A 16,789-nucleotide genomic window follows, 5' to 3' on the forward strand; every position below is an offset into this window, starting at 1 on the left:
GCAAACCGGGGTCGCGAGCGGCGGGCAGCCGGGTCAGGCGGCGACGATGCGGGTGACGGGGAGGCTCGAGTCGACGGCGAGGTCGAGCGAGCTGGGGGCGATGCCCCGGCGGACGACCTCGGCGCCGAGGGCGGCGACCATCGCGCCGTTGTCGGTGCACAGGGACGGCTTCGGGATGCGGACCTCGACGCCTGCCTTCTCCGCCCGCTCCAGGACGTAGTGGCGCAGTCGGCCGTTGGCCGCGACACCGCCGCCGAGGATCAGCCGCGGCACGTCGTGCTCGAGACACGCCTTGATCGCCTTGCGGCTCAGCACGTCGCACACCGAGTCCTGGAACGAGGCGGCCACGTCGGCCACGGCGACCTCGCGGCCCATCCGCTCCTCGTGCTGCACGTGGCGGGCGACGGCACTCTTCAGGCCGGAGAACGAGAAGTCCCAGCGGTACCGCTCGAGGTCGCGGCCGGTGGTGAGGCCGCGCGGGAAGTCGATCGCCTTCGGATCGCCGTCGCGGGCGACCTTGTCGATCTCGGGACCGCCCGGGTAGGGCAGGCCGAGCAGGCGGGCGACCTTGTCGAAGGCCTCGCCGGCGGCGTCGTCGATCGTGCCGCCCAGCAACGTGATGTCGGTGGCGATGTCGTTGACCAGCAGCAGCTCGGTGTGGCCGCCGCTGACCAGCAGCGCGATCGAGGGCTCGGTGTACCGGCCGTGCTCGAGCTGGTCGACCGCCACGTGGGCGGCGAGGTGGTTGACGCCGTAGAGCGGCTTGTCGTGCGCGAGGGCCAGCGCCTTGGCCGCGGCCACGCCGACGAGCAGCGCGCCGGTCAGGCCGGGGCCGCTGGTGACCGCGATCGCGTCGACGTCGCGGACGTCGACGCCCGCCTGCTCGTAAGCCTGCTCGAGCGTGGGCAACATCGCCTCGAGGTGCGCGCGGCTGGCGACCTCGGGGACGACGCCACCGAAGCGGACGTGCTCCTCCACGCTCGACGCCACGGCATGGGCCAGCAGGGTGGTGCCCCGCACGATGCCCACGCCGGTCTCGTCGCAGGAGGACTCGATGCCCAGGACCAGCGGTTCGCTCACCGGTCCATTGTGCCGTGGGCGGGCCACCGGGCTCGTCACCGGACCTCGGCGGTCAGTCGCGCTCGGCGCGCTTGGCCTCGCGGGCCGCCTTCTCGTCGAGGTCCATCTGGCGGGCCTCGTCGGGCGTGGGCGCGGTGCCGCCGTAGCGCGCGGGCGCCCACCACTGGCCCTCGGGCGAGACGGGGTACTCGCGGATGGCCTTGTCGAGCAGCACCGTGAGCGACTCGTGCAGGAGCGCGGTCTCGGTCACCGGGTCCTCGCCCGTGACGGGGATCGGCTCGCCGACGTGCAGCGCGATCGTCTTGCCGCGGCCCCACAGGTCGGCGTCGTGGTCCTTCGTCTTGAGCAGCTGGGTGCCCCACACGACCATCGGAACGAGCGGCACGCCGGCCTCGGCGGCGGCGCGGACGGCGCCGGTCTTGATCTCCTTGACCTCCATCGAGCGGCTGATGGTGGCCTCGGGGAAGATGCCGACGATCTCGCCGCGCCGCGCGTACTCGGCGGCCTCGTGCAGCGAGGCCTCGCCCTGCGCGCGATCGACTGGGATGTGGTGCATCGAGCGCATGATCGGGCCCGAGACCTTGTGGTCGAACGCCTCCTTCTTCGCCATGAACCGCACGAGCCGGCCGGCCGGCTGGGCCGCGAGTCCGTTGAAGACGAAGTCGACGTAGCTGACGTGGTTGGAGGCCAGGATCGCCCCGCCCTCACGCGGGATGTGCTCGGTGCCGGACGTCTGGAAGCTCATGCCCAGCACCTTGAACAGCGTCTTGGCCGTGCCGATGATCGGCGGGTACGTCAGGTCGCGCATGCGAGCACACTAGTGCACGCGCGTTCACCCGAAGGGCGTCTCACTCGTCCTCGACGACGTGGACGGCGGCCTCCTCGGCACTGGCTCCGGCGCCGTCGATGCCGACGTCGTCGCCGACCAGCTCGGAGACGTGGTCGACGCCGTTCCCGCCCTCGGGATCGACCAGTCGACCGGAGCGGCTGGCGCCGACCTCACCGTCGTCGAGGTCGTCCTCGCTCCACTCGGCCTCGGGGTCGACGTCGGGCTGCTCCTGGCGCAGACGCTGCTCGAACGACTCGCCGTCACGCTGCTCCTCGGCGGTGGTGCCGTAGCCCTCGCCCGCGGACCACCGCTCCGGGGCCGTCAGGCCCTCGTCCAGCGGATCATGGGTCTCGCGACCGAGCAGCGTGTCCTGGTCCTGGTCCTGGCTCAGGTACTGGGAAGGGGCCGGGGGCTGGTTGCGGGGATCGCTCATGTCTCCACCTTGCCACGCACCGGGCGCACTCGCCGGGCGGCGGATCTCAGTCCGCGCGGGTGTCCCGGGCGGGCGCAGACTGCCGGAACGAGCGGGTCAGCAACACCGCCACGACGACCACGACGAGCAGCACGAAGAGCCACCCGAGACGCTCGGATCCGCCCGAGAAGACGGCCAGGAAGGCACTCATCCCGATGGTCGACCAGATCGACGCCCAGATGACCGCGCCGGGCACCAGGCCGGTGAGATAGCGCGGGAATGACATCCGCGCGAGGCCCGCGCCGAGGTTCACGGCGGTCTGCGCGCCGACCGTGAAGAAGCTCACGGTGACCGCTGGCGGGCCCCAGCGCTCGACCTGCGCCATCGCGGCCCGCACCCGGGGGCCGGGCTCGCGCTCGCGCAGCACGCCGGCCGCGATCGCGCGGCCGATGCCATAGGTGCCGCCGGCGCGCAGCAGCACGATCACGAAGAACGTCAGCCACGCCCAGAACCACGGCCACGCCCTGATCGCGTCGAGCACCTCGCTCACGACGACCTCGTCGCGTCCGGCGCGGAGAGGTCACGCTCCATGAGCACGGCGTCGGCACCCGAGCGGTAGTAGCCGCGGCGGCGGCCGGTCTCGCGGTAGCCGGCGCGGCGGTAGAGCGCGAGGGCCGGCTCGTTGTCGTCGGCGACCTCGAGCAGCAGCCGCTCGGCACCGCGGGCACGGGCGGCGTCCTGGGCGGCCCCGAGCAGCTGGGAGCCGACGCCCTGGCGGCGCGAGCCCAGCCCCACGGCGATCCGCATGAGCTCGGCCTCGGGCGCGAACATCCGGATCGAGGCGTAGCCACGGACCCCGAACTCGTCGACGAGCGCCAGGACGATGCGGTCGCCGACGAGCTCGTCGCGGACCTGGGCGGACGACCACGCGTCGGGCCCGAAGCTGGCGTTCTCGATGGACTCCAGCGTGTCCAGATCGCGCAGGCCCGCCGTGCGGATCATGCGCGCTTGGTCGCGACCTGCGGTGTCGCGTCGGGTCGGCGCAGGTAGAGCGGCTCGAGCGGGACCTCGGCGGCCGTGCCGCCGGCGACCAGGCGGGCCAGCGCGGCGGCCGACGGGTCGAGCGGACCGTCGTGCACCGTCGCGAAGCGGTCGGCGTAGAGCGTGCCGCCGCGACCGACCACGGGCATGCCCAGGGCGGCCACGGTCTCGGGGTAGTCGACGTCGGGACCGGTGACGCGCACGCCCTCGGGCGTGAAGCGGCCCCAGTAGACCTCCTTGCGCCGGGCGTCCGTGGCCACGACGAACTCCTCGTCGAAGTCGGCGGCGGCCTCGGCCGCGAGGATGTCGAGCGAGCACACGCCGTGCGTGGTCAGGCCCAGCGTCTGGCCCAGCGACAGCGCGGTGACGACACCGACCCGCAGGCCCGTGAACGGGCCGGGACCCACGCCGACGGCGACGTCGGTGAGGTCGGACGGAGCGGCGCCGGCGCGCTGGAGCGCGGTGCGGATCGCGGGGGCCAGCAGCTCGCCGTGCGCCATCGCGCCCTCCCCCGTCGCCTCGGCGACGACGGACGAGCCGTCGTGGACGGCGACGGAGATCGCCGGGGTGGCGGTGTCGAACGCGAGCAGCAGCACGGGCCCAGCCTAGTTCCGCCCCGGACCGACGTTCGAGCGGCCGCCGCTCAGCCGAGCAGGACCGAGCGCAGCGGCTCCTCGAGCCACCGCGGGCCGTGCGGGCGGATCGTGACGACGCGCATCTCGTCGGACGGGACGCCGCACGCGGTGCCGAGCGGGTCGCCGGGGCTCGCGCCGCGCGTCTCGATCGTGATCGCGAGCCAGCTGTCGGAGAGCTGCTCGGCCATCCCCTCGCCCCACTCGACGACCGTCACCGACTCCTCGGTGGTGGCGTCGAGGTCGATGTCGTCGATCTCGGCCGCGTCGCCGAGCCGGTAGGCGTCGACGTGCACGAGCGGCGGCCCGCCGACCTCGCTGGGGTGCGTGCGCGCGATGACGAACGTGGGCGAGGTGACGGGGCCGCGGACGCCGAGCGCATCGCCCAGGCCCTGCGTGAAGGTGGTCTTGCCGGCGCCGAGGCCGCCGGTGAGCACGAGCAGGTCGCCCGCGCGCAGCAGCGTGGCCACGCGCGCGGCGAGGTCGCGCATCGCGTCGGCGTCGGGCACCTCGCGCGCGAGCCACAGCGTCTTGGCCATCTCGATCGTGGGGCCCTGCTGGCGCACCGGCAGGTAGAGGCGGTGGTTCCAGAAGCGGAAGTTCGCGGGCAGCTCCTCGCGCACGTGCAGCCAGATGCCGTCCATGCCCTGCTCCTCCGCGACGTCCTCGGCGACGCCGACCATGGCGGAGGCGACCCCGCGGTCGCGGCCGAGCGGGTCGACGCTGACGCGGAGCAGGCCGAGGCGCCCGGGACGGGACCGGTCGAACAGGATCGCGCCCATCGGATGGCCGCGGCGCGTGGCCAGCAGACCGCCGTCGCGCTCGAGCGAGGCGGCGACGCTTTCGAGCGTCTCGTCGCCGGCGGTGGCCGGCGGGTCGAGCACGGGCCGCGCGGCGAACGCGCGGTGGATGACCCCGAGGACCTCGGCCGCGCGGTCGGGTCCGACCAGCGCGACGTCGAGCTCCGACGTCATGCTCGACACTCGCTCATGCGATGTCCTTCAGGACGCGCTCGATCGCCTCGGTCACCTGCTCGTGCTCCTCCAGCATCACCATGTGGCCGGCGTCGTTGACGGGGACGAGCTCGGCCCCGGCGATGTGCCGGGCGAGCCAGCGGCTGTGACCGAACGGCGTCATGACGTCCTTCGTGCCGCACACGACCGAGGTCCGGCAGCGCGAGATCGTCTCCAGCCCGGCGCCGAGGTCGAGCTCGACGAAGTTGTCGTAGAAGTTCAGCACCACGGTGGTGGGCGCGCGCAGGATCATCTCGTCGGCCATGTCGACCACGGCGGGCTGCGCGTGCGGCCCGAACGCCCAGCGGCGGATGATCGAGAAGCTGTTGAACTCCCGACCCCAGTCGAGCACCGGGGTGGCGGCCTTGGCCAGCGGCATCACGAAGCGCAGGGCGGGGCTGCGGCGCATGAGCTTGCCGGCACTGGTGCTGATGAGGACGACGCCGCGGACGCGGTCGTCGAACAGGTCGGGCTGCAGCTGCGCGAGCTGCATGAGGGCCATGCCGCCCATCGAGTGGCCGACGAGCACCACGGGCCCCTCGGCCGCGTGGGCGTCCAGCACGCGGCGGACGTCGTCGGCCATGTCGTGCAGCGAGGAGTTGCGGGGGCCGCTGCGGCCCGAGCGACCGTGCGAGCGGTGCTCCATGAAGACGAGGCGGGCGTGGCCACGCAGCGCGAGGCGCTGGAAGTGCCACGTGTCGAGGTCGCACATCCAGCCGTGGAGGAAGACGATCGTGGGCCCGGGACCCTCGTCGACCTCCACGTGGATCGGGACGTCGTCGGCCGCCGAGACGTAGTACGAGTCGCCGCGGACCGAGCCGAACTCGACCTCCTCGCCGCGCTGGAGGCGGCGCTGCTCGGTCTTGCGGTTCTTCAGGACCGTGGCGGCGGCGCCGGCGACTCCCGCTGCGGCGAAGGCGCCCGCGGTGGCGGCGACGCGTCCTGCGACCGATGTCATCGCTCTCCTCGGTAGGTCCGGGACCAGCGTCCGGCGAGTCGGGTGACGATCTCGTAGGCGATCGTGCCGGCAGCGTCCGCCCAGTCCTGCGCCGTCGGCTCGCCGTCGTCGCCGGACCCGAACAGCGTGACCGGATCGCCGATCCGGGCGGGTCGGTCGCCCAGGTCGACGACCAACTGGTCCATGCAGATCGTGCCACGGACGGGCGCCCGGCTCCCGGCGAACCCCACCTCGGCGCGGTTGGAGGCGGTGCGGTGGATGCCCTCGCCGTACCCCACCGGGACGAGGCCGAGCGTGGTCTCGTGGTCGGCGGTCCAGCGCCAGCCGTAGGACACCGAGGCGCCAGCGGGCACCCGCTTCACGTTCGCCAGGACGGTGCGCGCGGTGAGCACCGGGGTGACGCCGGGCGCGGGGACGGCCGGGTCGGGGTCGATGCCGTACGACGCGATGCCCCAGCGGACGAGGTCGAAGTGCGAGGAGGGTCGGGTCAGGCCCGCGGCGGAGTTCGCCAGGTGCCGCAGCCCCGGCTCGACGCCCGCCGCGGCGAGCTGGTCGACCGCGGCGCGGAACACCGCCTCCTGCTGGTCGTTGGCCGGGTGGTCGGGCTCGTCGGCGCTCGCGAAGTGCGACCAGATGCCCGTGACCTCGATGCTCCCTGCGGCTTGGAGGCGCGCGGCGGCCGCGACGAGCTCGTCCCACTGCGGACCGAAGGCGCCGTTGCGCGAGAGGCCCGTGTCGACCTTCAGCTGCACGCGCGGACGGTCGCCGGCGGCGGCGATCGCCTCGAGCTGGTCGACGCCGGAGGCCGTGACCTCCACGTCGGCCGCGACGAGCTCGGCGAAGGGCGCACCCGGTACGGCGAGCCAGCACAGCAGCGGGCCGCGGTCGCCGGCGGCGCGGAGCTCGAGCGCCTCGGCGGGCGTCGCGACGCCGAGCCAGTCGACCGACTCGCGCGCCGCGCGCGCCATCGGCACCATCCCGTGGCCGTATGCGTTCGCCTTCACGACGGCCATCTGGAGCGCGTCGGGCGCGTAAGAGCGCAGCACCGCGAGGTTGGCGCGGTACCGGTCGAGGTCGACCACGAGCTCGGCGTTGGCGGTCACGGGCGCTCACCCTCCCCGTCGCCGGGGCGACGCGGCTCGCAGAAGTCGTGCAGGACGGACCCCAGCTGACGGGCGACGTCGGAGGCGACGAGGGGGCCGCGGAGTCGCTCGGCCGCCAGTCCGTGCAGCAGCGCACCGACCGAGCCGGCGTCGAACGCGTCGAGGCCCGTCGCGAGCAAGGAGCCGATGAACCCCGCCAGCACGTCGCCCGCACCGGCCGTGCCGAGCCAGGGCGTTCCCGAGAGGTTCACGCGGGTGCGGCCGTCGGGCGCGACGACGAGCGTGCGCGGCCCCTTGAGCAGCACCGTGGCCGTGTACCGCTCAGCGGCCTCGCGGGCGTGCCGGAGGGGATCGGCCTCCACGGCCTCGCGGTCGACGCCGAGCACCGCGGCGAGCTCGCCCGCGTGCGGGGTCAGCAGCGCGTCGACCTCGAAGGACTGCGGCAGGTGGTGCAGGGCGGTGGCGTCGACCACGATCGGCACCTCGTCGCGCAGGGCCGAGGCGAGCGGGACCGGCGAGTCCTCGCCGCCCGAGCCCACGACCCACGCCTGCACGCGACCGCGGCGCGCCACGATCTCGGGCGCGCGGTCGACGACCCGGCGGGCGAGGTCCTGGGCGCCGACGAAGCGGATCATCCCGGCGGGTCCGGCCTGGGCGCCCGCGACGCAGAGGTGGGCGGCGCCGGCGTACTGCGGGGAGCCGGCCCTGACGCCGAGCACGCCGCGCGTGTACTTGTGGGCGTCGTGACCGGGGACGATCGCGTCGCGGAACCGCGCGCCGTCGCCGGCGTCGAGCGCCTCGAGCGCGGGCTCGCCCGCGAGGTCGAGCCCGATGTCCACGACCTCCACCCGGCCGGCGAGCGCCGACGCGGGACCGAGCAGCAGGCCGTGCTTGGCGGTGGCGAACGTGACGGTGAGGTCGGCGCGGATCGCGGGCCCGTCGAGCCGGCCGTCGTCGACGCCGATCCCGGACGGCACGTCGACCGCGACGACGAAGGGACGCTCGCGCTCGACCCACTCCGCCCACGCGGCGGCCGTGCCCTCGAGCCCGGGACGCGCGCCGATGCCGAAGATCGCGTCCACGACGTGGCGGTGGCCCTCGGGCCCGTCGACCACCTGCGCGCCGGCCTCGCGGGCGGCGGCGAGCCCGGCTGGGTGAGCCTTGGTCTCGTCGAGCAGGCACAGGTTCACGCGCCGGCCCTCCCGGCACAGGTGGGCGGCCGCGAACAGGGCGTCGCCGCCGTTGTTGCCCGGCCCGACGAGGACGACGAGCGTCTCGGTGGCGGGCAGGGCCCGCGCGACGTGCTGCGCGAGCCCGGCGGCGGCGCGCCGCATGAGCTCGTCCCACCCGGCGTCGGCCGCGGCGACCTCCTCCGCCGCGCGCACCTGCGCGACGGTGTGGGCGGTCAGCATCAGCTCACTCGACCGTGACGGACTTGGCCAGGTTGCGCGGCTGGTCGACGTCGTGGCCGAGCAGCTCGGCCAGCTCGCACGCGAAGATCTGCAGCGGGACGGTGGCCACGAGCGGCTGGAGCAGCGTGGGCACCTTCGGCAGCCGGATGACCACGTCGGAGAACGGCACCACGGTGTCGTCGCCGTCCTCGACCAGGACGATCGTGTAGGCGCCGCGCGCCCGGACCTCCTGGATGTTGCTGACGATCTTCTCCTGCAGCTGGTCGCGGGCCCGGGGCGGCACGACGACGAACATCGGCAGCCCCTGCTCGACCAGCGCGATGGGGCCGTGCTTGAGCTCGCCCGCGGCGAAGCCCTCGGCGTGGACGTAGGCCAGCTCCTTGAGCTTGAGCGCGCCCTCGAGCGCGACCGGGAAGCCGACGTGGCGACCCAGGAACAGGAACGAGCGCCGGTCGACGAGCTCGGCCGCGAGCTTCTTGACCTGCTCGGCCTCGTCGAGCATCCGCTGCACCTTCGCCGGGATCTCGTGGAGCTCGTCGATGATGTGCGTGATCTCGTCGCCGTACTTCGCACCCTTGACCTGAGCGAGGTAGAGGCCCAGGAGGTAGCAGGCCACGACCTGCGACAGGAAGCCCTTCGTGGACGCGACGGCGACCTCGGGGCCGGCGTGCGTGTAGATCACGGCGTCGGACTCGCGCGGGATCGTGGACCCGTTGGTGTTGCAGATCGACAGCACGCGGGCGCGCTGCTGACGCGCGTACCGGATGGCCATCAGGGTGTCCATCGTCTCGCCGGACTGGCTGATCGCGACGACGAGCGTGGAGCGGTCGATGATCGGGTCGCGGTAGCGGAACTCCGACGCCAGCTCGACCTCGCAGGGGATGCGGGTCCAGTGCTCGATCGCGTACTTCGCCACGAGGCCCGCGTAGGAGGCCGTGCCGCACGCGATGATGATGATCTTGTCGATCTCGCGCAGCTCGTCGTCCGACAGGCGCATCTCGTCGAGCTGGAGACGACCGTCGGTGGTCATGCGGCCGAGGAGCGTGTCGGCCACGGCCTTCGGCTGCTCCTCGATCTCCTTGGTCATGAACCAGTCGTAGCCACCCTTCTCGGCGGCCGTGACGTCCCAGTCCACGGTGTACTCGGTGGTGGGGGCGGTGTTGCCGTCGAAGTCGGTGACCTCGATCGCGTCCTTCGTGATCGTGACGACCTGGTCCTGGCCCAGCTCGATGGCCTGCGCCGTGTAGTCGATGAAGGCGGCCACGTCGGAGCCGAGGAAGTTCTCGCCCTCGCCCCGGCCGACGACCAGCGGGGAGTTGCGGCGTGCGCCGACCACCACGTCGGGGTTCAGGGCGTCGGAGAAGACCAGCGTGAAGGCGCCCTCGAGGCGGCGGCAGACCGCGCGCACGGCCTCGGAGAGGTCGTCCTGCTGCTGGAGCTCGCGGTGCACGAGGTGGACGACGACCTCGGTGTCCGTCTCGGAGGCGAACTCGTAGCCCTCGTCCTCGAGCTCGGAGCGCAGCTCCATGAAGTTCTCGATGATGCCGTTGTGCACGACCGCGACACGCTCGTCGGGCGCGAGGTGCGGGTGCGCGTTGGCGTCGGTGGGTCCACCGTGGGTGGCCCAGCGGGTGTGGCCGATGCCCGTGGTGGAGGCGGGGAGCTCGTGCTCTTCGAGCTCGGCGTCGAGGTTGGCGAGCTTGCCGGCCTTCTTGGCCCAGGCGATCCGCTCGCCGTCGACGACCCCCACTCCGGTGGAGTCGTAGCCGCGGTATTCCAGGCGTCGCAGTCCACCCATGACGACGTCCAGCGCCTGGCGATGGCCCACGTATCCGACGATTCCACACATGGGTTCAGGGTACCGACTGCGCGGTTGGCGGCGCCGCTGGCAACAATGGTCGGTATGTCACGCGACTCCTCCCCGTACGTGGAGCTGGAACGCAAGGCGTGGGCCGAGCTGGCGCGCGACGCCGTGCAGCCGATGTCCGGCGAGGAGATCGAGCGCGTACGCGGCCTCGGCGAGGAGCTCGACCTCGACGAGGTGCAGCAGGTCTACGTGCCCCTCACGCAGCTGATCAGCCTGCGCGTGCGGCTGGCCGAGGCGCTCTACCGGGCGACCGAGCGGTTCCTCGGCGACCCGCAGCCCGACCGGGTGCCGTTCATCATCGGTCTCGCCGGATCGGTGGCCGTGGGCAAGTCCACGACCGCCCGCCTGCTGCGCGACCTGCTGGCCCAGCACGACGACCACGCGCACGTCGCGCTGGTCACCACCGACGGCTTCCTGCTGCCGAACGCCGAGCTCGAGCGCCGCGGCATCATGCACCGCAAGGGCTTCCCCGAGTCGTACGACCGCAAGGCGCTGCTGCGCTTCGTCATGCAGGCCAAGAGCGGCGCCGAGCACATCGAGGCGCCGGTCTACGACCACCTGACCTACGACCGCACCGACGCGACCGTCTCGCTCAAGCGCCCCGACATCCTCATCGTCGAGGGCCTCAACGTGCTCGCTCCCCCGCGGCTGCGCGGCGACGGCTCCCCCGGCCTGGCGATCAGCGACTTCTTCGACTTCTCGATCTACGTCGACGCGAACAGCCGCGACATCCGGCGCTGGTACATCAGTCGCTTCCTGCGCCTGCGCGAGACCGCGTTCGCCGATCCCGCGTCGTACTTCCACCGCTACAGCACGCTGACCGACGCCGAGGCCGTCACGCGCGCCGAGGAGCTGTGGGACACGATCAACTGGCCCAACCTGCGCGAGAACGTGGCCACCACGCGCGGCCGCGCAGACCTCGTGCTGCGCAAGTCCGCCGACCACAGCGTGCAGTGGGTCCGGCTCCGCAAGCTCTGACCCGCGGGAGTGGCGGTGAGTGGTCAACCCATCCCACCAGGTGGCGGTGAGTGATCAACCACAACCGGACCTCGTGAGGTTGATGACGCACCGGCTTGAGGCAGGACGGGTTGACAGCTCACCGCCCACTCGGCGTCAGGCGAGGTGCTTGACCCACTGGTCGGCCCACGCGGTGGCGCGGTAGCCGAGCTCCTCGTTGACCGCGATCATGTTGACGTTCTGGGCGTCGTTCCACGTGACGATGCGGCCACGGCCGGCGAGCAGGTCGCTCGCGTCGCGCATGGCCTGGCGCTTGAGGGAGAGGCCCAGGCCGCGGCCGCGGTGCTCGGGCAGGACGAGCGTGTCCCACTGGTAGACCTCGGGCGTCTCGTGCGGGAACAGCAGCTGCGTGTGGCCCGCGAGCGAGCCGTCGGGCGCCACCGCGACGACCGTGTGCGCGACGCGGCGCTGCCGCTTCCACTGCTCGACCTCGTGCAGCAGCCGATCGGCGTCCCAGAACTCGTTCTCCAGCGTGACCTCGCCCGACGGCGCCTCCTGGTTGAGCAGCGACCGGAGCCGCGCGTACTGGTCGAGCCACTCCCGCGGCGGGCTGCCTCGCCAGCCGGCGAGCGTGTAGCCGTCGCGCGGATCCGCCGGCGGCACGTCGGCCGGCAGTCGCAGCTCGCGCTGCACGTTCGTCGTGTCCGGCGCGTAGCCCCGGGCCAGCATGAACTCGCGGCCCGATCCGGTCTCGGCGTCGATGGGCCGCAGTGTCTCGGTGAGGATCTGGTCGCGCCCGTCCTCGGCCACGCGCAGCTCGATCCGCTCCAGCAGCGCCGAGCCGTGGCCGCGACGACGCAGCTCGGGCGGCACCCAGACCTCGACGAACGCGGTGGAGGCGTTGTCGCGCTCGGGGAACACCGCGAGCGCCACGGCGACGGGCGTCTCGCCCTCGCGCAGCAGCAGCGAGTCACAGCGCTCGTAGGCGTCGCCGACGAGCATCACCCGCAGCTCGTCGGCCGACCACGGCTGGTCGATGTCGCGCTCGTTCGAGCGCTGGTAGACGTCGTGGAACTCCACGAAGCTGCCGTGGTCGGTGGGGTCGAGGACTTCGATGGTCGCGCCCATGCGCGCATTCTCGCACCGCACGGGCGCCGAGCGACAGGTCAGACGACCCGGGTCAGGAAGACGCTGTTCGGGTCGGGGACGTAGTCGGCGAACGGCTCGCACTCCTCGAAGCCGTGGCGCACGTACAGCCGGCGAGCGGCGGCGAAGTAGGGCTCCGAGCCGGTCTCGAGGCTCAGCCTTTCGAGGCCACGGGCGCGCGCGGTGTCCAGCAGGTGCTGGAGCATCGCGGTGGCCACGCCCCGGCCACGAGCCGCGGCGGTGGTGCGCATCGACTTGATCTCGCCGTGTCCGTCACCGAGGTCCTTCAGCGCGCCGCAGCCCAGCAGGCGGCCGTCCTCACGCACCGTGAAGAAGCTGATCGCCTCGTGCCGCAGCGCGCCGAGGTCGAGCGCGTGCACGCTCTCGGCGGGGCTGGTGGCGAACATGTCGGCCAGGTGCTCGGCCAGCAGCGCGTGCACGTCGTCGCGCTCGAGCCCACCGGCCTCGACGGTGACCACGGTCAGATCGCGAGGTGCGTGCGGACGACCTCGGCGAGGTGGTCGGCGATGTCCTGCGCCTCCTGCGAGGTGGGCGCCTCGACCATCACGCGCACGAGCGGCTCGGTGCCCGAGGGGCGCAGCAGCACGCGGCCGGAGTCGCCGAGCCTCGCCTCGGCGGCCTTCACCTCGGCCAGCACGACCTCGTGGCTCGCGGCGCCGGCGCGGTCGACGCCGCCGACGTTGACCAGCACCTGCGGCAGCCGCTGCATGACCGAGGCGAGCTCGGACATCGTGCGGCCGGACTCGGCCATCTCGGCGGCCAGCTGGAGCGCCGTGAGGGTGCCGTCGCCGGTGGTGGCGTGTCGGCTCATGATGACGTGGCCGGACTGCTCGCCGCCGAGCGTGTAGCCGCCCTCGCGCATCGCCTCGAGCACGTAGCGGTCGCCGACGGCGGTGCGCAGCACCGTGATGCCGGCGGCCTCCATGGCCCGGGTGAAGCCGACGTTGCTCATGACGGTGGCCACGACGGTGTCCTGCGCGAGCGAGCCCTCGCGCTGGCCGCGCAGGGCCAGGATCGCGAGGATCTGGTCGCCGTCGACGACCTCGCCGTTCTGGTCGACCGCCAGGCAGCGGTCGGCATCGCCGTCGAAGGCGAAGCCCACGTGGGCGCCCTGCTCGACGACGATGCGCTGGAGGTCGCCGAGATGGGTGGAGCCGCAGTCGCGATTGATGTTGAGTCCGTCGGGCTCGGCGTGGATCGCGACGACCTCGGCGCCGGCGCGCGCGAACGCGTCGGGCGCGGCCTCGTGGGTGGCGCCGTTGGCGCAGTCGAGGACGACCTTCAGGCCGTCGAGCCGCGCGGGCAGCGTGTCGAGCAGGTGGCGCACGTAGGCGCCCAGGCCCGCGTGGCTGTCACCGACGCGACCGACGTCGGCGCCGGTGGGGCGGTCCCACGGCTCCTCGAGCCGCTGCTCGATCGCCGCCTCGATGTCGTCGTCGAGCTTGACCCCGCCGCGCGCCAGGAACTTGATGCCGTTGTCGGGCATCGGGTTGTGGCTGGCGGAGATCATGACGCCCATGTCGGCCTCGAGGAACGAGGTCAGGTACGCCGCGCCCGGGGTGGGGACCACGCCGAGGCGGTGGACGTCGACCCCCGCAGACGCCAAACCCGCGACCACCGCGGCCTCCAGGAATTCTCCGGAGGCGCGGGTGTCGCGGGCGACGACTGCCGTGGGGCGCTGGTCGGCGAAGGCACCGGCCTCGCCCAGGACGTGGGCGGCGGCCACCGAGAGGTCGACCGCGAGCTCGGCGGTCAGGTCCCGATTGGCCAGACCGCGAACGCCGTCGGTACCGAAGATCCGGCCCATGCGCGCCGGCAGATCAGCGCTTGCTGTACTGCGGCGCCTTGCGGGCCTTCTTCAGACCAGCCTTCTTGCGCTCCTTGATGCGCGAGTCGCGCGTCAGCAGGCCGGCCTTCTTGAGGGTCGGACGGTTGACGTCGACGTCGACGTTGTTGAGCGCACGGGCCACGCCGAGGCGCAGCGCGCCGGCCTGGCCGGTCATGCCGCCACCGCTGACGCGAGCGATCACGTCGAAGGAGTCGACGAGGCCGGTGACGGCCAGCGCCTCCTTGGCGATCTGCTGGTGCAGCTTGTTGGGCAGGTGCTCCTCGAGCGGCTTGCCGTTGACGGTCCAGACGCCGGTGCCGGGCACGATGCGCACGCGGGCGACGGCCTCCTTGCGGCGGCCGGTCGCGGAGCCGGGGGCGATGATCGAGTTGATCTCGGTCGTCCCGACGGCGCCAGCGGACTCGGAGGTGTACGCGACACCCTCGGAGTTGGTGGTGAACTCGGTCGTCTCTTCGGTGGTCTCAGCCACGATGAACCTGCGCTTTTCGCTTACTGGGAGATCTGCGTGATCTCGAACGGCTGGGGCTTCTGGGCGGCGTGCGGGTGATCCGGGCCGGCGTAGACCTTCAGCTTCGTGATGAGCTGACGGCCGAGGCGGTTCTTCGGCAGCATGCCGCGCACGGACTTCTCGATCGCCTTGCGCGCGTCCTTGTCGAGCAGGTCGCCGTAGGCGATCTGCTTCAGGCCGCCCGGGTAACCGCTGTGGCGGTACACGTTCTTGTCCGTGCGCTTGTTGCCCGACAGCGCGACCTTGTCGGCGTTGACGATGATGACGAAGTCGCCACCGTCCACGTGGGGCGCGTACGTGGGCTTGTGCTTGCCACGCAGGAGGGTCGCCGCGGCAACCGAGAGACGGCCGAGGACGACGTCCTCGGCATCGATGACGTGCCACTGACGGGTGATGTCAGCAGGCTTCGGGCTGTACGTACGCACGGATGACCTTCTCGCTGCAAATCGAAATCTGTGAAGTCGGGACTCGCGTTGGTGAGCACGCAGGACGTGCCGCAACACAACGACTCCCCAGATTACCCGGCGACCCCTCCGCTGGTCAAAACGGGTCGGCCGAACGTGACCCTGCTCTCGCGCAGCGTCTCGGGGGACACTAGGTTGGAGTGGGTCGCTCACCCCCGCGACCGTTACTTCTCTGACGTCACAGGAGACCCGCATCGTGACCGACAAGCAGACGCTGACCATTCGTGACAACCGCTCCGGCGAGGAGTACGAGGTCGAGATCACCGACGGCAGCATCCGCGCCGCGGACCTGGGCAAGATCGGCAAGTCCGACGACGACCCCGGCCTGTCCGTCTACGACCCGGGCTTCACGAACACCGCCTCCACCCGTTCCGCCGTCACCTACATCGACGGCGAGAAGGGCATCCTGGAGTACCGCGGCTACCCCATCGAGCAGCTGGCCGAGTCCTCGACCTACCTCGAGGTGGCCTACCTCCTCATCCACGGCGAGCTGCCCACCAAGGAGCAGCACGACCAGTGGGTGCACGAGATCACGTTCCACACGTTCGTGCACGAGAACCTCAAGAGCCAGTTGCAGGGCTTCCGCTACGACGCGCACCCCATGGGCATGCTGCTGTCGAGCGTGGGCGCCCTGTCGACGTTCTACCCCGAGGCCCGCAACATCAAGGACCCGCAGATCCGCCACGAGCAGATCGTGCGCATGATCGCGAAGATGCCGACCCTCGGCGCCTGGTCCTTCCGCCACGCGCAGGGCAAGCCGTACGTCTACCCCGACAACGAGCTGTCGTACACCGAGAACTTCCTCTCGATGCTGTTCCGGATGAGCGAGCCGAAGTACGACCCGGACCCGCGTCTGGCCAAGGCCCTCGAGGTGCTGTTCATCCTGCACGCCGACCACGAGCAGAACGCGTCGACGAACGCGGTGCGCTCGGTCGGCTCCAGCCAGGTCGACCCGTACTCGGCCGTCAGCGCCGGCATCGCGGCCCTCTACGGCCCGCTGCACGGTGGCGCGAACGAGGCCGTCCTGAAGATGCTCAAGCGCATCAAGACCAAGGAGAACGTCCCGGCGTTCATCGAGGGCGTCAAGAACGGCGACGAGCGCCTCATGGGCTTCGGTCACCGCGTCTACAAGAACTACGACCCGCGCGCCACGATCATCAAGAAGGCCTGCGACGACGTCTTCGAGGTCACGGGCGTCAACCCGCTGCTCGAGGTCGCCCAGGAGCTGGAGAAGATCGCGCTCGAGGACGAGTACTTCGTCAAGCGCAAGCTCTACCCCAACGTCGACTTCTACTCGGGCCTGATCTACGAGGCGCTGCAGTTCCCGCCGGAGATGTTCACGGTCCTGTTCGCCATCCCCCGCACGTCGGGCTGGCTGGCGCAGTGGCTCGAGCTCGTCGACGACCCGGAGCAGAAGATCGCCCGCCCGAAGCAGATCTACACCGGTGCCCGTCAGCTGGACTTCACCCCGGCCAGCGAGCGCTGGAAGTGAGCTGA

Annotated in this window: 18 protein-coding genes; 2 read left to right on the forward strand and 16 right to left on the reverse strand. The window is 71.9% G+C overall.

Translation table 11 applies throughout. The annotated features are described in order from the left end of the window. Positions 1–33 precede the first annotated feature (33 nt). The 11 genes from tsaD to glmS are packed head-to-tail and all read right to left on the reverse strand — an operon-like array spanning position 34 to position 10,329. Positions 34–1,080, reverse strand: coding sequence for a tRNA (adenosine(37)-N6)-threonylcarbamoyltransferase complex transferase subunit TsaD (tsaD, locus tag ACGWYL_RS02730; protein WP_395486367.1), 1,047 nt, complete (start codon positions 1,078–1,080; stop codon positions 34–36). Between the two features lie 52 nt (positions 1,081–1,132). Continuing rightward, on the reverse strand, positions 1,133–1,888 hold the full coding sequence (locus ACGWYL_RS02735; RefSeq protein WP_395486368.1) for a lysophospholipid acyltransferase family protein: 756 nt from the start codon (positions 1,886–1,888) through the stop codon (positions 1,133–1,135). 40 nt (positions 1,889–1,928) lie between these two features. Further along, positions 1,929–2,342, reverse strand: coding sequence for a DUF5709 domain-containing protein (locus ACGWYL_RS02740; RefSeq protein ID WP_179422992.1), 414 nt, complete (start codon positions 2,340–2,342; stop codon positions 1,929–1,931). Between the two features lie 46 nt (positions 2,343–2,388). Beyond that, positions 2,389–2,871, reverse strand: a complete 483-nt coding sequence (locus tag ACGWYL_RS02745) for a DedA family protein (RefSeq protein ID WP_218845702.1) — start codon at positions 2,869–2,871, stop codon at positions 2,389–2,391. Next, a complete protein-coding gene (gene rimI / locus ACGWYL_RS02750) occupies positions 2,868–3,323 on the reverse strand; it encodes a ribosomal protein S18-alanine N-acetyltransferase (protein WP_179422990.1) in 456 nt (151 codons plus the stop codon). Before rimI ends, ACGWYL_RS02745 begins: the two co-directional genes overlap by 4 nt. Then, positions 3,320–3,958: a tRNA (adenosine(37)-N6)-threonylcarbamoyltransferase complex dimerization subunit type 1 TsaB gene (gene tsaB, locus ACGWYL_RS02755; RefSeq protein WP_179422988.1), complete on the reverse strand. Its 639-nt coding sequence runs from the start codon at positions 3,956–3,958 to the stop codon at positions 3,320–3,322. Before tsaB ends, rimI begins: the two co-directional genes overlap by 4 nt. A 47-nt stretch (positions 3,959–4,005) precedes the next feature. Further along, on the reverse strand, positions 4,006–4,968 hold the full coding sequence (tsaE, locus tag ACGWYL_RS02760) for a tRNA (adenosine(37)-N6)-threonylcarbamoyltransferase complex ATPase subunit type 1 TsaE (protein ID WP_179422987.1): 963 nt from the start codon (positions 4,966–4,968) through the stop codon (positions 4,006–4,008). A 13-nt stretch (positions 4,969–4,981) separates the two neighbouring features. Beyond that, the gene (locus ACGWYL_RS02765) at positions 4,982–5,965 is read right to left on the reverse strand and encodes an alpha/beta fold hydrolase (RefSeq protein ID WP_179422985.1); all 984 of its coding nucleotides are present in this window, start codon (positions 5,963–5,965) and stop codon (positions 4,982–4,984) included. Continuing rightward, entirely contained in the window at positions 5,962–7,068 is a 1,107-nt protein-coding gene (alr, locus tag ACGWYL_RS02770) for an alanine racemase (protein ID WP_395486369.1), read from the reverse strand. The genes ACGWYL_RS02765 and alr overlap by 4 nt, the downstream gene beginning before the upstream one ends. Further along, a complete protein-coding gene (locus tag ACGWYL_RS02775) occupies positions 7,065–8,480 on the reverse strand; it encodes an NAD(P)H-hydrate epimerase (RefSeq protein ID WP_395486370.1) in 1,416 nt (471 codons plus the stop codon). Before ACGWYL_RS02775 ends, alr begins: the two co-directional genes overlap by 4 nt. Positions 8,481–8,484: 4 nt before the next feature. Continuing rightward, entirely contained in the window at positions 8,485–10,329 is a 1,845-nt protein-coding gene (gene glmS, locus ACGWYL_RS02780; protein ID WP_179422979.1) for a glutamine--fructose-6-phosphate transaminase (isomerizing), read from the reverse strand. A 45-nt stretch (positions 10,330–10,374) separates the two neighbouring features. On the opposite strand from glmS, the gene coaA reads away from it, so the two are divergent. Then, entirely contained in the window at positions 10,375–11,325 is a 951-nt protein-coding gene (gene coaA / locus ACGWYL_RS02785) for a type I pantothenate kinase (RefSeq protein ID WP_179422977.1), read from the forward strand. A 135-nt stretch (positions 11,326–11,460) separates the two neighbouring features. Here the strand turns inward: coaA and ACGWYL_RS02790 are convergent, their stop codons facing one another. Genes ACGWYL_RS02790 through rplM form a run of 5 tightly spaced genes read right to left on the reverse strand, consistent with a single transcriptional unit; the run spans position 11,461 to position 15,253 of the window. Continuing rightward, on the reverse strand, positions 11,461–12,432 hold the full coding sequence (locus ACGWYL_RS02790) for a GNAT family N-acetyltransferase (protein WP_395486371.1): 972 nt from the start codon (positions 12,430–12,432) through the stop codon (positions 11,461–11,463). Between the two features lie 38 nt (positions 12,433–12,470). Further along, positions 12,471–12,929: a GNAT family N-acetyltransferase gene (locus ACGWYL_RS02795; RefSeq protein ID WP_269303557.1), complete on the reverse strand. Its 459-nt coding sequence runs from the start codon at positions 12,927–12,929 to the stop codon at positions 12,471–12,473. Positions 12,930–12,931: 2 nt separating this feature from the next. After that, positions 12,932–14,278, reverse strand: a complete 1,347-nt coding sequence (gene glmM, locus ACGWYL_RS02800; RefSeq protein WP_395486372.1) for a phosphoglucosamine mutase — start codon at positions 14,276–14,278, stop codon at positions 12,932–12,934. 13 nt (positions 14,279–14,291) lie between these two features. After that, positions 14,292–14,789: a 30S ribosomal protein S9 gene (gene rpsI / locus ACGWYL_RS02805; protein WP_179422971.1), complete on the reverse strand. Its 498-nt coding sequence runs from the start codon at positions 14,787–14,789 to the stop codon at positions 14,292–14,294. A gap of 20 nt (positions 14,790–14,809) precedes the next feature. Then, positions 14,810–15,253 carry a 50S ribosomal protein L13 gene (rplM, locus tag ACGWYL_RS02810; protein WP_269303563.1) on the reverse strand — a complete coding sequence of 148 codons (444 nt, stop codon included), beginning with the start codon at positions 15,251–15,253 and terminating at the stop codon, positions 14,810–14,812. A 235-nt stretch (positions 15,254–15,488) separates the two neighbouring features. Here rplM and ACGWYL_RS02815 point away from each other — a divergent pair, with 235 nt between their 5' ends. Further along, entirely contained in the window at positions 15,489–16,784 is a 1,296-nt protein-coding gene (locus tag ACGWYL_RS02815) for a citrate synthase (protein WP_179422967.1), read from the forward strand. Positions 16,785–16,789: the final 5 nt, after the last annotated feature.

The sequence above is a fragment of the Aeromicrobium sp. JJY06 genome (assembly GCF_044069275.1).
Taxonomy (GTDB): domain Bacteria; phylum Actinomycetota; class Actinomycetes; order Propionibacteriales; family Nocardioidaceae; genus Aeromicrobium; species Aeromicrobium tamlense.

Excerpts from the sequence above, each read along its gene's own strand:
- ACGWYL_RS02735 (WP_395486368.1), bottom strand. The coding sequence starts at position 1,888 with ATGCGCGACCTGACGTACCCGCCGATCATCGGCACGGCCAAGACGCTG.
- ACGWYL_RS02740 (WP_179422992.1), bottom strand. The coding sequence starts at position 2,342 with ATGAGCGATCCCCGCAACCAGCCCCCGGCCCCTTCCCAGTACCTGAGC.
- rimI (WP_179422990.1), bottom strand. The coding sequence starts at position 3,323 with ATGATCCGCACGGCGGGCCTGCGCGATCTGGACACGCTGGAGTCCATC.
- tsaE (WP_179422987.1), bottom strand. The coding sequence starts at position 4,968 with ATGACGTCGGAGCTCGACGTCGCGCTGGTCGGACCCGACCGCGCGGCC.
- ACGWYL_RS02765 (WP_179422985.1), bottom strand. The coding sequence starts at position 5,965 with ATGACATCGGTCGCAGGACGCGTCGCCGCCACCGCGGGCGCCTTCGCC.
- ACGWYL_RS02775 (WP_395486370.1), bottom strand. The coding sequence starts at position 8,480 with ATGCTGACCGCCCACACCGTCGCGCAGGTGCGCGCGGCGGAGGAGGTC.
- glmS (WP_179422979.1), bottom strand. The coding sequence starts at position 10,329 with ATGTGTGGAATCGTCGGATACGTGGGCCATCGCCAGGCGCTGGACGTC.
- coaA (WP_179422977.1), top strand. The coding sequence starts at position 10,375 with ATGGTCGGTATGTCACGCGACTCCTCCCCGTACGTGGAGCTGGAACGC.
- ACGWYL_RS02790 (WP_395486371.1), bottom strand. The coding sequence starts at position 12,432 with ATGGGCGCGACCATCGAAGTCCTCGACCCCACCGACCACGGCAGCTTC.
- glmM (WP_395486372.1), bottom strand. The coding sequence starts at position 14,278 with ATGGGCCGGATCTTCGGTACCGACGGCGTTCGCGGTCTGGCCAATCGG.